The 14,899-nt window shown below is 45.8% G+C and carries 12 protein-coding genes; 7 read left to right on the top strand and 5 right to left on the bottom strand.

Annotation, left to right across the window (positions count from 1 at the left end; translation table 11 throughout):
- Window positions 1-41: 41 nt before the first annotated feature.
- Entirely contained in the window at window positions 42-923 is an 882-nt protein-coding gene (gspC, locus tag BCT81_RS06125; RefSeq protein WP_061033110.1) for a type II secretion system protein GspC, read from the bottom strand.
- A 330-nt stretch (window positions 924-1,253) separates the two neighbouring features.
- Here gspC and hslR point away from each other — a divergent pair, with 330 nt between their 5' ends.
- From hslR to BCT81_RS06105, 4 genes are all read left to right on the top strand, one after another.
- Complete coding sequence (gene hslR, locus BCT81_RS06120; protein WP_004741464.1) at window positions 1,254-1,640, top strand: ribosome-associated heat shock protein Hsp15; 387 nt, start codon at window positions 1,254-1,256, stop codon at window positions 1,638-1,640.
- 18 nt (window positions 1,641-1,658) lie between these two features.
- Window positions 1,659-2,537 carry an Hsp33 family molecular chaperone HslO gene (gene hslO, locus BCT81_RS06115; RefSeq protein WP_061033109.1) on the top strand — a complete coding sequence of 293 codons (879 nt, stop codon included), beginning with the start codon at window positions 1,659-1,661 and terminating at the stop codon, window positions 2,535-2,537.
- Window positions 2,538-2,874: 337 nt separating this feature from the next.
- The gene (pckA, locus tag BCT81_RS06110; RefSeq protein WP_102423534.1) at window positions 2,875-4,500 is read left to right on the top strand and encodes a phosphoenolpyruvate carboxykinase (ATP); all 1,626 of its coding nucleotides are present in this window, start codon (window positions 2,875-2,877) and stop codon (window positions 4,498-4,500) included.
- A gap of 153 nt (window positions 4,501-4,653) precedes the next feature.
- Entirely contained in the window at window positions 4,654-6,624 is a 1,971-nt protein-coding gene (locus BCT81_RS06105; protein WP_102423533.1) for an AsmA family protein, read from the top strand.
- A 40-nt stretch (window positions 6,625-6,664) separates the two neighbouring features.
- Here BCT81_RS06105 and BCT81_RS06100 read toward each other — a convergent pair whose 3' ends face one another.
- The 3 genes from BCT81_RS06100 to BCT81_RS06090 are packed head-to-tail and all read right to left on the bottom strand — an operon-like array spanning window position 6,665 to window position 8,967.
- Window positions 6,665-7,600, bottom strand: coding sequence for a bifunctional GNAT family N-acetyltransferase/hotdog fold thioesterase (locus tag BCT81_RS06100; protein WP_004741468.1), 936 nt, complete (start codon window positions 7,598-7,600; stop codon window positions 6,665-6,667).
- Between the two features lie 16 nt (window positions 7,601-7,616).
- Window positions 7,617-8,051: a D-aminoacyl-tRNA deacylase gene (gene dtd / locus BCT81_RS06095; protein ID WP_004741469.1), complete on the bottom strand. Its 435-nt coding sequence runs from the start codon at window positions 8,049-8,051 to the stop codon at window positions 7,617-7,619.
- Window positions 8,023-8,967 (bottom strand): virulence factor BrkB family protein, encoded by a 945-nt coding sequence (locus BCT81_RS06090; protein WP_102423532.1) that lies wholly within the window; start codon window positions 8,965-8,967, stop codon window positions 8,023-8,025. The genes dtd and BCT81_RS06090 overlap by 29 nt, the downstream gene beginning before the upstream one ends.
- A gap of 84 nt (window positions 8,968-9,051) precedes the next feature.
- On the opposite strand from BCT81_RS06090, the gene BCT81_RS06085 reads away from it, so the two are divergent.
- Window positions 9,052-9,693 (top strand): DUF2959 domain-containing protein, encoded by a 642-nt coding sequence (locus BCT81_RS06085; RefSeq protein ID WP_102423531.1) that lies wholly within the window; start codon window positions 9,052-9,054, stop codon window positions 9,691-9,693.
- A 31-nt stretch (window positions 9,694-9,724) separates the two neighbouring features.
- Window positions 9,725-10,261, top strand: coding sequence for an AAA family ATPase (locus tag BCT81_RS06080; protein ID WP_102423530.1), 537 nt, complete (start codon window positions 9,725-9,727; stop codon window positions 10,259-10,261).
- Window positions 10,262-10,940: 679 nt separating this feature from the next.
- Here BCT81_RS06080 and typA read toward each other — a convergent pair.
- A complete protein-coding gene (gene typA / locus BCT81_RS06075; protein WP_008218470.1) occupies window positions 10,941-12,776 on the bottom strand; it encodes a translational GTPase TypA in 1,836 nt (611 codons plus the stop codon).
- Window positions 12,777-13,339: 563 nt separating this feature from the next.
- Here typA and glnA point away from each other — a divergent pair.
- The gene (gene glnA / locus BCT81_RS06065) at window positions 13,340-14,749 is read left to right on the top strand and encodes a glutamate--ammonia ligase (RefSeq protein ID WP_004741473.1); all 1,410 of its coding nucleotides are present in this window, start codon (window positions 13,340-13,342) and stop codon (window positions 14,747-14,749) included.
- Window positions 14,750-14,899 lie beyond the last annotated feature (150 nt).

Raw genomic sequence — 14,899 nt, 5'->3', positions numbered from 1 at the left:
GTACTTCTCCTACACTTTCGTCTTTCGTTAGACGCAAAGTTTTAAAATTCAATAAACACTTCATGTTGTTGTCCATCTCTCTCAACGACCAGATTTAACTCTGTCAGTTCTGAGATTGAACGGAATATGTTGCCCATTGCGGCTGGGTCTGTCAGGTCTTGACCATTTAACTGAGTTGCAATATCTCCGTTTTGGAGCCCAACAGAGTTAAAAAGTTCTGAATCTTTGCCAGGGCTCACACGATAACCGATCACACTGTCGTCGCGTTTCACCTGAGACAATCGAACATATTGGAAGATTTGTTGCGGGTCTTTCATTATCTTCGCTTTAATCTCATCAAGCTTCTCTTCTGCAGAAGCCGGGTTATTACCACGAACTGAAGAAGAGGCACGACGTGGTGCAGGTTCTGATACCGCTAAACGCTTGTACTCAATACCTTCTAGCATCAGCGTTTCATCACGACCTGAGTTATCAATGATCACGCGGTCGATTAACACGGCTTTTAGCTTAGCTCTGGTGCCTTCTATCTGTTCATTGATCCCATAAGTCGCTTGCGTACCACGGTTGGCAATCACCGCTAAGCTCAATTCAGGATTAGAACTGGCAACCGCACCAACCAAGACGAGGTTAAGGCGTGTCTTGGGGGCATCTTGAATCACTTGTTGCTCAACCACTGCGGGTTTGCTTGGGTTATAGGCACCAAACATGTTGCTCTGTTGTAAAGAAGAGATATCGAGAGTCGACTGAGGCGTAGCAGACGACGACACCGTTGCTTTCCAAGGCACAACCGTTTGCTCGGCAGGTTCAACAAACCAGACAAGTTGTCCTAAAATCCATGCTGAAGCGGCAATGAGTACACAACAAGTGGCGATACTCAGTTTCTGCTGAAGCACAAATCCATTATCTAATAAGCGGCTCAACATAGGAGAATTTCCTATACGATTTTTGAGCTCTAAAAAGTTCACTTCCCTTGCCCCTTCTCATGACAACAAACGCTGCAAACTATTAAACTTTCAGCTTTTTTATTCATTCGTTCGATACCGAGCTTATATAAGCATAAGATCTTGAACTATATCATAGCAAATCGATAAATCGGCATTACATAGCGATTTTGCAATATGACTTGAAAAAAATGCTAACCGCCTCCACATAAAACTTCTACCTAATGTGATAAGCATCATCAAAAACATGTTGCGCACTGTTCACTACAGTTAAACCGCATTCATTTCTCACTTAATAAGGCACAGCCCTATATGAAAACTTCTAATGAAGCTGTCAGACTCGATAAATGGTTGTGGGCAGCACGCTTTTACAAAACTCGGTCTATTGCTCGTAACATGGTCGATGGTGGCAAAGTCCACTATAATGGTCAGCGCAGCAAGCCAAGTAAGATTGTCGAACTTGGGGCAGTTATTACACTGCGCCAAGGTAATGAAGAAAAGACGGTAACGATCGAGAAAATCTCAGCCCATCGTGGTGGAGCACCGATCGCTCAAACCCTCTATGAAGAAACCACCGAGAGCTTGGCAAAAAGAGAAGAGTTTGCAAAACAGCGTAAACTGCATGCACATAACCCAGCTCCAGAGCGTCGCCCTGATAAAAAGCAACGTCGTGACATCATCAAGTTCAAGCATCAATAAGCTAGAAGGAATAGCCAAATGGCAAACAATGTTTTAAATCGCTACCTATTTGAAGACCTATCAGTACGTGGTGAATTGGTACAAATGGATGAAGCGTACCAACAGATTATTTCTAGCAAGGAATACCCAGCTCCAGTACAAAAGCTGCTGGGTGAGCTATTGGTTTCAACTACGCTACTGACTGCGACCCTAAAATTTGAAGGCTCTATCACTATGCAGCTACAAGGTGATGGCCCGGTATCTCTAGCAGTTATTAATGGCGACCATAACCAGAAGATCCGTGGTGTTGCTCGCTTTGAAGGCGAAATTGCTGACGATGCTGGCCTACACGACCTAATGGGTAAAGGCCACCTAGTGATCACTATCGATCCTAAGAAAGGTGAACGCTACCAAGGTATCGTTGGTCTTGAAGGCGACACACTAGCTCAAGTACTTGAAGGTTACTTCGCGAACTCTGAGCAGCTTAAGACTCGTCTATGGCTACGTACTGGTGAGCACGAAGGCAAAGCACACGCTGCAGGTATGTTGCTGCAAGTTATGCCTGATGGCACTGGTACTCCAAATGACTTCGAGCACTTAGAACAACTAACAGACACAGTGAAAAACGAAGAGCTATTCTCTCTTGAAGCAAACGAACTGCTTTACCGTTTGTACAACCAAGAGAAAGTACAGCTGTTCACTCCACAACCAGTTGAGTTCTTCTGTGGCTGTTCTCGTGAACGCAGCGCAGCAGCGATCATTACCGTTGCTCAAGAAGAGATTTACGACATCCTAAGTACTGAAGGTAGCGTTGCTCTTCACTGTGATTACTGTGGTACGAACTACTCGTTCGATAAGAACGATGTTGATGCACTGTATGCAGAAGCAGCAGATAAAGGCAGCAATACGGTTCATTAATTTACGTCGTACCAAAAACACGTAATTTACCCCAAAAAGGTCAGCACTAAGCTGGCCTTTTTTGTGATCAAAATAGCGCAAACTTCGTAACATCTCGTAATAAAATCACCGCTTAATTTTAATCAATTAATAATGTTCCCGCCCCTAGCGCAAAGGTTTGCGTACAGGATAGACTAGTTAGGCCAATATGTGACGAGACACTTAAAACCCCATGGTTAATATGGATATTTTTTGAGCTGTATCCCTGTTTCCCCCGAGTCTCGTTGCTAGCATGGTGAGCAGATAACAATAAAAAATTAATACAAAATCCCTACAAAATATCCTACAAGGAGCACCTATGACCGTTATGGAACATACTAAGGCTGCACAAATTGATCTAACTAAGCACGGACTTACTGGCGTTACCGAAGTTCTTCGCAACCCTAGCTACGAGCAGTTATTCGTTGAAGAAACACTGCCAGGTTTGGAAGGCTACGAAAAAGGCGTAGTAACGGAACTAGGTGCTGTTGCTGTTGACACTGGTATCTTTACTGGCCGCTCACCGAAAGATAAGTACATTGTTAAAGATGACACGACCCGCGATACCATGTGGTGGTCAGATCAAGGCAAAAACGATAACAAACCGATCACAACTGAAGTATGGAATGAGCTAAAAGAGCTTGTAACAACTCAGCTATCTGGCAAGCGCCTGTTTGTCATCGACGGTTACTGTGGTGCTAACCCAGATACACGCTTAAGTGTACGTATTATCACAGAAGTAGCGTGGCAAGCGCACTTCGTTAAGAACATGTTCATTCGTCCAACTGACGAAGAGCTAGCAACGTTCGAACCTGATTTCGTGGTAATGAACGGTGCTAAAACAACTAACCCTAACTGGGAAAAACAGGGCCTAAACTCTGAGAACTTCGTTGCTTTCAACCTAACAGAGCGAGTTCAAATCATCGGTGGTACTTGGTACGGCGGTGAGATGAAGAAAGGCATGTTCGCAATGATGAACTACCTACTTCCTCTGCAAGGTATTGCTTCAATGCACTGTAGTGCGAACGTTGGCGAGAAAGGCGATGTAGCGGTATTCTTCGGCCTATCTGGTACAGGTAAAACAACGCTATCAACAGACCCTAAACGTGAACTAATCGGTGATGATGAGCACGGCTGGGATGACGACGGTATCTTCAACTTTGAAGGCGGTTGTTACGCGAAGACGATCCGTCTTTCTAAAGAAGCAGAACCAGAAATCTACAATGCAATCCGTCGTGATGCACTGCTAGAAAACGTAACGGTTCGTGGCGATGGTTCTATCGATTTTGATGACGGTTCTAAAACAGAAAACACGCGTGTTTCTTACCCGATTCACCACATCGACAACATCGTTAAGCCAGTATCAAAAGCAGGTCACGCTCAAAAGGTTATCTTCCTGACTGCTGATGCATTTGGTGTACTACCACCAGTTTCTAAACTGACTCCAGAGCAAACGAAGTACCACTTCCTATCTGGTTTCACAGCGAAACTAGCAGGCACAGAGCGCGGCATCACAGAGCCAACTCCAACCTTCTCTGCAGCGTTTGGCGCGGCGTTCCTAACGCTTCACCCAACTCAGTACGCTGAAGTACTTGTAAAACGCATGGAAGCAGCTGGCGCTGAAGCTTACCTAGTAAACACGGGCTGGAACGGTACTGGCAAACGTATCTCTATCCAAGATACGCGTGGCATCATCGACGCTATCCTAGATGGTTCTATCGACAAGGCTGAGACTAAGGTTATCCCTATGTTCAACCTAGAAGTACCTCTAGCGCTGCACGATGTTGACCCAGCGATCCTAGACCCACGCGACACATACACAGACCCACTACAATGGGAAAGCAAAGCGAAAGATCTAGCAGAACGCTTCATCAATAACTTTGATAAGTACACTGACAACGCTGAAGGTAAGTCACTGGTTGCGGCAGGCCCACAACTCGACTAGTCCAAGCATCTGCTCGGGCTTAGCCAAAAGCGAACGCCCATTTAAAACGATATTTTTGTAGCAAGCCCCTCTTTTGAGGGGCTTTTTTGTTGATGCTTGCCCCTTTTTGTTCCACTCTGTTTTAAGACTATTGAAATGTAAGGCTTTCAGGGAATGAAAAAGGTATTCATGGTGTTCGGCATTGTGTTGGCTATCGCCGTTGCGGTTATCGCAGCGTTGCTATTAAGCCTACAGACTCAATACCGTGCGGATGTTGCTAACTTTTTTATCAAGCACACGGTTGACCAACCGGTGATCATTGAAGATGTCGAATATCAAGCGCCTTATCACATCACCCTAATGGGAATCACCTATACCCAACCAGAAAAGCAACCACCTCTGTATATCGATAAGGTCGATCTCTGGCTCAGCCCTGACTCTCTCATTGAAGCCAAACTCGTCTTAGACTCTGTATTAATCAGTGGTATCCAGTTAGAAGCGAACGATCTAGAAACGCTCTCACCACTGTTAACCGAACAAAAGCTCAAGCTCCGCCAGTTGGCGATCAATAACCTGGATTTTTCAACCAACAGCTTTAATGTGCGAGGCATCGACCTGCAGATCGCCGAGCCAACCTTTAGCAATAATCAAACACTGCTGCCTTACGGCAAAACCCAACTTTCCGCTTCGCAACTCTATTGGCAAGGTGAAGCCTTCGATAACCTTCTGATCGACCTTGACCTTAAAGCGAGCGACAGCACCCTTTATGGCGCTTCGTTTGAGTGGCGCGGAGCCAAAATTTCTGGGCAAGCAGAGCAATATAAGCATGATTGGTCATTAGTGAACGTTACCGTTGATGGCTTACGCCTCAACCAGCAGCAAACTCAGAGCCTATTGAGCAAAGAGTGGGATGTGGCGGGCATTCGTATCAACCATATCAACAGCTTAGATATTTTACGTAGCGACATCGAATGGCAAAGCGGACATCTTGCAGCCTTTGATGCTTCATTAGAAAGCATCAAGTTACCTTTCGAACTGTGGAGACAACAGAAAGCGCTTTTCTCCCTGCAAGCCGAAGGAGTCACTGTTGATGATGACATGTTTGTCGAGCCAAATATCAAGCTAAGCCTAGAGCCAAACCAGATACAGATTGAAGATTTCTACGCTCAAGTCCTGCAAGGCACCGTTCAGCTCAACGGCGAAGTCACGCCCAGCAGCATTGAATTAGCGCAGCTCGATCTGCAAGGTATTAAATGGGTCACAGAAAACCAAGATCAAACTCTGCCAGCCATGCGCCTATTACCTTGGCTTAAAGAGCTTCAGCAAGTCTCTATAGAACGATTGAATGTAGAACGCACCCAACTTATCCAGCTTGCACAAAAGCCTTACTGGCAAGTCTCTGGGCTGCACATTGAAGGACACCAAGTTCAACTGCTGCAAGATAGAAAGCTAGGTTTGTGGCAAGGGAAACTGATGGCGAGCGCCAATGATGCCAGCTACAAAAATATTCTCAGCGCACAGCCTGTGGTTGAAATGAATAGCGAACAAGGGAAATGGACGCTGACACGTCTGTTTGCACCTCTCAGAAATGGCTACATTGAAGCTAATGCGACACTCAATTTTAACCAAATCAGTAAGCCATGGAGCATAGACATCTCAGCCGATGGCTTGCCTATCTCACCCATGTTGCAGCAACTCGACTTACCACTCGATGCAACAGGTTATAGTGAATTTGAGCTTCAAGCTTCTGGTCTCTACGGTGATTCGCTCATGTTGGGCTATTCAACCACAGGTCAACTTAAAGGCAGCGTTCGCCAGGGTGTGATGACCTTTAACGATAAGCTTTCTGAAACCTCGACCGATAACGTGTTTGAAATCCCTGAATTCAACGCGAGTTTTGACCGTGGTCGCTTCACGCTTCAACCGATGCACATTATTGGTGCATCCGCTGCAGAGGAAGGTTCACAAAGAGTTCAAACGCTCAAGGGTGAGGCTTCTGGAGAGCTAGACCTACTCAAAGCAGAGCAACACACTCTCTCAGTTATGCTGTCCGACCCATGTAACCAAATCTCTGGCAAGCTTGATCAACCGGAGTACACAGCGATTAATGACTGCCAACAAAAAAGCGCCACTCCAGAGGAGTAGCGCTTTCAATTAATAACTCAACCTAACATCAAGCGTGAAATTATTCGCTCACCTTGCTATCACTCGACAGGATCTTCTTATAGTCAGGGATCAGCATGTAGGTACCAGTAAACTCTACCGCTTCCACGTCACCGCTGTGGATGGTCACGTGAATAATGATGCGTGCCTTTCTTCCTGATGCAAGGCGATCCAAGTCACCACTGATACCATCTAAAGAAGTAGAGGCGACAGGGTTTTGCTCCACGGGATGGCGGTAACGAATATTACTATCTGCTAGAACGATGTCGCCCGTCAGACCGCGCTCTTTCATCAATAGCCATGTCATTCCCCAACCAGTCAGTGTTGCTAGCGTAAAAGCAGAGCCTGCGAACATGGTGTTGTGTGGGTTCAGATTTGGGTTCAGCTGAGCACTACACTCGAACTGATAACCTGTGTACTGGTTAATCTTGATGCCCATCTTGTCGCTGATAGGGATCTGGTGCTCCCAACGCTGCTGAAGCTCATTACACCACTCAGGCTTACGCAGAACATCTGCCATTGGATCAAGCGGCTTCACCATCTGTTGGTGACGAACAGGACCACGTTGGTCGTTAATCTCACCACGACGCTCAAAGCTGTTCTTCTCATAAAATGAGATCGCATCTTCTCGCGCGTTGCACACCAGGCGCTTAGCGCCCTCTTGGCGAGCCAGCGACTCTAGTGCGACTAAAATCAGTGAGCCCATGCCTTTGCTACGGCGAGAGTTTTTTACCGCCATGTAGCGGATCTGACCTTCGAGATCTGGGGTGATATAAAGGCGACCAATCGCCATCGGACGACCTCGACCATCCACAATCATGCGATGGTGACTCATGCCGTCGTATTCGTCACGCTCAGAACCTACAGGCATTCGCCAAGGTTCACGCAACATCTGCCAACGAAAATGGTAATACTTGTTCAGTTGATTTTCGGTGGTTGGGGTTATGAGTTTAAACATGCTTATTCCTTTAAGCTTAAACCTGCAGCCAGAATGTTACTGGGCCATCATTAACCAGAGACACTTTCATGTCGGCTGCAAATCGGCCACGTTCCGTTGGCAATACTGATTCACATTGGTCAGAGAAATAATTGTAAAGACGCTCGGCATCTTCTGGGTGAGCGCCACGAGAAAAGCCTGCTCGTGTGCCTTTCTTGGTGTCGGCTGGCAGTGTGAATTGAGAAACTACTAGCACCTTGCCATTCACCTGCTTCACGTTGAGGTTCATTTTATCGTCTTCATCTCCAAAGACACGATAAGTCGTCACTCGTTCCATCAAACGTTTCGCTTTGGCTTCGTCGTCACCTTTTTCTACGCCTAATAGTACTAATAAGCCTTGTTCAATCTCACCAACTACTTCGCCATCAACACGGACGGCAGCTTCACTTACTCTCTGAATCAGTGCTATCACTGTTGTTTCCTTGCTCTGTGATTTTGTCGTTATCCGTGGAGTGTACCATTATTTTTTGCGTCTCACTCCACTCTTCCTTCTCACCGAGCGCAGCCGTCACCTCAGCCCCCACCAGCACTATCAACCAGCATAAATAAACCCAAACAAACAGAATCGGGATCGCCGCCAATGCGCCATAGATCACCTGATATGAAGGGAACTGAGTGATGTAAGCAGCGAAGCCTTTCTTACTGAGTTCGAACAGTAATGCCGCCACCAAAGAGCCAGCAGCTGCATGAGAAAAGTGGATTTTCTTATTAGGTACCAATAGGTATAAACCAAAGAACGCAAAGAAAGAGAGAATCAGAGGGAGTTTGCGAATCAGAGTATTAAAAGCACCAGACACCACTTCGTTTTGCAGCAAACTTAGTGATGTCACATATGAGGTGGCTGCAATGCTCGCCCCAACCAAGATTGGCCCGAGAGTGAGCACCATCCAGTACATCGAGAAAGACAATACTGCACGTCGCTTCTCGGTCACACGCCAGATGTAGTTTAAGTTCTTATCGATATTAGAGATCAGCATCAGCGCAGCGATAAATAAGAACACACTACCAACCGCCGTCATCTTGCCCGTGTTGGCGACAAACTCCAACAAGGCACCATGCACCGCATCCCCTGACGCTGGAACAAAGTTAGTAATGATGAAGTTTTGAATCACGATACCCACATCCGCGAACACCGAAAATGATGACAAGATAGAGAGCAAAACCGTCAACATGGGTACGATTGAAAGCAAAGTAATGTACGCCAAATAGCCCGCATTCACATTGACTCGATCATGCGTCATACGCGCTAAGAGGTAGCGAAAATACTGGATACTAAGTATGCCGACCTTTCTTATCTTCAACTTGTAACTCCCTGGTAACTCGTTCATAGTTTTAATTAATAATCCGCTATACCAACCAAAGTGAGTAAGTGATTTACTACGATTGATATTATTTAACTATAGGAAACAAGGATGCCTTATTTAATAGTTATAGTCCTCTCTATTTTTACTCTTACTGGATGCCAATCCGCTTATTACTCTGCAATGGAGCAAGTGGGCTATCACAAACGTGACATCATGGTCGACAGAGTAGAAGATGCAAAAGAGTCGCAGCAGGATGCTCAGGAAGAGTTTACCAGCGCACTTGAAGCGCTCAGCAGCCTGACTAATTTCAGTGGCAGCGAACTAGAAGACATGTACAACAAGATAAACGATAAATACCAAGACAGCGAAAAAGCAGCGCAAAATGTGAGTGACCGAATCGCTGCGATTGAAGATGTGTCTGATGCACTGTTTGAAGAATGGCAAGCCGAGCTCGACCTCTATACGAGCGATTCCTTACGTCGTTCGAGTGAACAAAAACTGCGTGAAACTAAATCGTCTTACCAAACCATGCTGTCAGCCATGAAGCGTGCTGAGAAGAAGATGGACCCAGTACTCAATACTCTGCGAGACAACACCCTCTACCTGAAACACAACCTCAATGCGAGTGCGGTTGGTTCACTGCAAGGTGAGTTTATGAGCCTAGAAAAAGACATCGCGTACGCGATCAAACAGATGAATGCAGCGATTGCCGAGTCGGACAAGTTCCTTGCTCAGCTGAATCAGAAGTAACGCCTAAAAAGACAAAACAAGATAAGCCCGTATGAATCCAATCATTATAACTGGCGGCCCTGGCGCCGGAAAAACCACTCTGATTAATGCATTGGCTGATGCGGGTTACCCCACCTTAGCAGAGTCCTCTCGTCAGTTAATAGAACAGCAAAGTCAGCTTGAAGACGGTATCTTACCTTGGGTAGACCTTCCCGGCTTTGCTGAGCTTTGTTTAGGTATGATGGGCGAGCAAAAAGACCAAGCCAATCAACATCCGATTGCCTTTCTCGATCGCGCCATTCCCGACATTTGTGGCTATTTGGCTCAGGCTAACCTAGAGATCGATGCGGCCTATCGAGAAGCGAGCCAAGGCTATCACTCACAAGTCTTCTTCTGCCGCCCAGAGGCTTCCATTTATGTTCAAGATGAAGTGCGCCCTTATCCATTCGAAGAAGCGTTAGAGATTCACCACGCGCTGGTGAGAGTCTATCAAGAGCTTGGTTATGAGGTAGTTGAAGTGCCGTTTATGTCGGTCGCTGAGCGAGTGCTGTTCGTTGAAAGTCAGCTAGCAATCAAAGCTACGCTCTAACTTAGTGAGCATATCTTGCCTGCTGCCAGTGTATATCTAAGAGAGATTCCAGATATTTCGTTCCTCAATTCTGGAATGACGATTCGATGACAGGAAATGGATAAAAGAGAACGGGCACCGAAGATACTCACCCTCTTAGTACCTGGTTATCTCCAGTCTAAACACGCTCCTCGTATCACGCATCCCGCTTATTCGTAACCACCAAACAGACTTCTGTCATTCCCTACAGCGAGGCACGAGCGTGATAGGGAATCTCTTCTTCCATGCCGTAAAAAGATTCCAGATATCTCGTTCCTCAATTCTGGAATGACGATTCGATGACAGAAAATGGATAAAAGAGAACAGGCACGTAAGATACTCACCCTCTGAGTATTTGGCCATCTCCAATCTAAACGCGCTCTTCGTATCTCGCTTATTCTCAACCTATCAAACAAACTTCCGTCATTCCCTGCAGCGAGGCACGAGCGTGATAGGGAATCTCTTCCGAGCCGTAAAAAGGTTACTGATATCTCGTTCTTCGATTCTGGAGTGACGACTCTGCGAATAGAGATGGAACACGCTCTTCGTATCCCGCATCTCGTTTACTCGTATCTTAGCTAACTAAAAAAACAAAAGCCCTGAGCAGCTTGGCTACTCAGGGCTTTCTTATTTACTTAGCTAGAAGCTAGTCAGCGAGCAATTAAGCTTTAGCTGGACGTGCTGCACGCTTACGTTCGTTTTCAGTAAGAAGCTTCTTACGGATACGAATGTTTTCTGGCGTTACTTCTACTAGTTCGTCTTCGTCGATGAACTCAAGAGCTTGCTCTAGAGTGTGACGGATAGGTGGCGAAAGAACCTGTGCTTCATCAGTACCAGATGCACGAACGTTCGTTAGCTGCTTACCTTTCAGACAGTTTACTGTCAGGTCGTTTGAACGGTTGTGAATACCGATGATTTGACCTTCGTATACTTCGTCTGCGTGCTCAGCGAATAGACGACCACGCTCTTGTAGGTTGAATAATGCGTAAGTCAGAGCTTTACCGGTTGCGTTCGAGATTAGAACACCGTTGTTACGTTGACCAATTACGCCACCTTTGTGTGGACCGTAGTGATCGAACGTGTGGTAAAGAAGACCAGAACCAGACGTTAGCGTTAGGAACTCAGTTTGGAAACCGATAAGACCACGAGAAGGCATCATGAAGTCCATGCGAACACGGCCTTTGCCATCTGGAGACATATCAGTTAGCTCACCTTTACGTAGACCGATGTTTTCCATGATGCCACCTTGGTGCTCTTCAAGCACATCGATAGTCACTGTTTCAAACGGTTCTGTTAGGTTGCCATCTTCATCTTTCTTGATGATTACTTCTGGACGAGATACTGCTAGCTCGAAGCCTTCACGACGCATGTTCTCGATCAGGATAGAAAGGTGAAGTTCACCACGACCAGATACACGGAAACGGTCTGGATCGTCTGTTTGTTCAACACGTAGTGCAACGTTGTGTACTAGTTCTTTCTCTAGACGCTCAAGGATGTTACGTGAAGTTACGAACTTACCTTCTTTACCCGCGAACGGAGAAGTGTTTACTTGGAACGTCATTGTTACTGTTGGTTCATCAACAGAAAGCGGAGTCATCGCTTCAACGTTGTTCACGTCACAGATAGTGTCAGAGATTTTAAGCTCACCAAGACCAGTGATTGCAATGATGTCACCAGCGTTAGCTTGTTCAACTTCGTGACGGTCAAGGCCTAGGTAACCTAGTACAGTACCTACTTTACCGTTACGCTTCTTACCGTCAGCGCCGATGATAGATACTTGTTGGTTTGGCTTAACAGAACCACGAGTAACACGTGCAACACCGATAACACCTACGTAAGAGCTGTAATCTAGTTGAGAAACTTGCATTTGTAGTGGACCGTCAAGGTCAACAGCTGGCGCGTCTACTGTATCAACAACAGCTTGGAACAGTGGTTCCATGTCTGTACCAGTTTCGCCTTCAGTCATTGTTGCCCAACCGTTTAGAGCTGAAGCGTAAACAACTGTGAAGTCTAGTTGCTCATCAGTCGCACCTAGGTTGTCGAAAAGGTCGAATACTTGATCCATAACCCAATCAGGGCGAGCGCCTGGGCGGTCAATCTTGTTGATTACAACGATTGGCTTAAGACCGTGTGCGAATGCTTTTTGCGTTACGAAACGAGTTTGAGGCATTGGGCCGTCAACTGCGTCAACGATCAGTAGAACAGAGTCAACCATAGACATGATACGCTCAACTTCACCACCGAAGTCCGCGTGTCCCGGGGTATCTACGATGTTGATGCGGTAATCATTCCAGTTGATTGCTGTGTTCTTAGCAAGAATGGTAATGCCACGCTCTTTTTCGATGTCATTCGAATCCATGACACGCTCTTCAGCTTCACCACGAGACTCAAGAGTGCCTGACTGTTGTAGCAGTTTATCAACCAAAGTCGTTTTACCGTGGTCAACGTGCGCGATGATCGCGATATTTCTTAACTTATCAATCTGTGGAGTAGACATGGATTCTCGATTCACTCATAAAAGTAGCCGCAAATGACCTCTGAAAATAGAGGAAATGCCACTAGCTTGATTAAAAAAACGGTCAATAATATACCAGATTCTAGACAAAAACCCAGAAATATGTGATCTGAACCAAGGCTTTTTTCTTAGTTAGCGATTCACATTGGCTTAACTTTGATTCAGTACAGTGTTGGCTAGCAAAATCTGTAGGATTCTAAAAAGTCTCGTACGCGAGTAACTCGCCAAAACTCCGGCTAAATAACAAAAGTGGATTGACAATGTCTGCAATTCATTGCTGAATGGTGTTCGCTTTTGTCTCATATTGGTGCATCGACAAATAAATGCACCAATATAGTGCAACCAAAGATCATTTTGGTGCAAAACTAGAGACAGGCGAAACAGAAAAACAAGTAACACATTGAAATTAATGGAATAATTTTTTTTGGCACGCTTTTGGCAATAGATAAATCAGCATCGATTAATGCACTTGTTAGACATTAATCAATGCTAGTTTCAACCGAATCGAGCTAATACCAAATTAATAACACTGGAGGTTATCCAAGATGTCAGTAGAAAACGTACTATCGCTGATCCAAGAGAACGAAGTTAAATTTGTAGACCTACGCTTTACAGATACTAAAGGTAAAGAGCAGCATATCTCTATTCCTTCTCACCAAGTTGACGCAGACTTCTTCGAAGAAGGTAAAATGTTCGACGGCTCTTCAGTAGCTGGTTGGAAAGGCATCAACGAATCTGACATGGTAATGATGCCAGACGCATCATCTGCTGTTCTAGACCCATTCACAGAAGACGCAACGCTAAACATCCGTTGTGACATTCTAGAGCCTGCAACTATGCAAGGCTACGACCGTGACCCACGCTCAATCGCAAAACGCTCTGAAGAGTACATGCGCTCTACAGGTATCGCAGACACAGTTCTAATCGGTCCTGAGCCAGAGTTCTTCCTATTTGACGACGTTAAATTTGCAACTGACATGTCAGGTTCTTTCTTCAAGATCGACGACATCGAAGCAGCATGGAACACAGGTTCTGACGTAGAAGGCGGTAACAAAGGTCACCGTCCAGGCGTTAAAGGCGGTTACTTCCCAGTAGCTCCAGTTGATTCATCTCAAGACATCCGTTCAGCAATGTGTCTAGTAATGGAAGAGATGGGCCTAGTTGTAGAAGCGCACCACCACGAAGTAGCAACTGCGGGTCAAAACGAAATCGCAACTCGCTTCAACACGCTAACAACGAAAGCTGACGAAACTCAAATCTACAAGTACGTTGTACACAACGTTGCTCACGCATTTGGTAAAACAGCGACATTCATGCCTAAACCACTAGTTGGTGATAACGGTTCTGGTATGCACGTTCACCAATCTCTAGCAAAAGACGGTGTAAACCTGTTTGCTGGTGATAAGTACGGCGGCCTATCTGAAATGGCACTTTACTACATCGGTGGTGTAATCAAGCACGCTCGCGCTATCAACGCATTTGCTAACCCATCAACTAACTCGTACAAGCGTCTTGTACCAGGCTTCGAAGCTCCAGTTATGCTTGCTTACTCTGCACGTAACCGTTCTGCTTCTATCCGTATCCCAGTGGTACCAAGCCCTAAAGCACGTCGTATCGAGCTACGTTTTGGTGACCCAGCAGCGAACCCATACCTATGCTACTCAGCAATGCTAATGGCTGGTCTTGACGGTATTAAGAACAAGATCCACCCAGGCGAAGCTATGGATAAAGATCTATACGACCTACCAGCTGAAGAAGCGGCAGAAATCCCAACAGTGGCTTACTCACTAAAAGAAGCTCTAGAGTGTCTAGACGCTGACCGTGAGTTCCTAACAGCTGGCGGTGTATTCTCTGACGACTTCATCGACTCTTACATCGACCTTAAGTCTCAAGATGTAGAGAAAGTAAACATGACAACTCACCCACTTGAGTTCGAACTGTACTACTCTGTTTAATCTCTGGTAGATAAGCTTTCTTACTGCAATCATGTAAGAATCGCTGACTAAATATTAGGCTCGCCTCGCAGGCGGGCCTTTTTTATATTCTCCCAACCTCTCCTTCTTCGTAACATGCCTTAGAAAATAGACAAAAGCCCTCAGAGGCTG

The organism is Vibrio sp. 10N.261.52.A1 (assembly GCF_002876325.1).
In the GTDB taxonomy this organism is placed as follows: domain Bacteria; phylum Pseudomonadota; class Gammaproteobacteria; order Enterobacterales; family Vibrionaceae; genus Vibrio; species Vibrio chagasii.
Note: the sequence above shows the minus strand (reverse complement) of the source record. Positions and strands in the feature narration are given on the sequence as shown.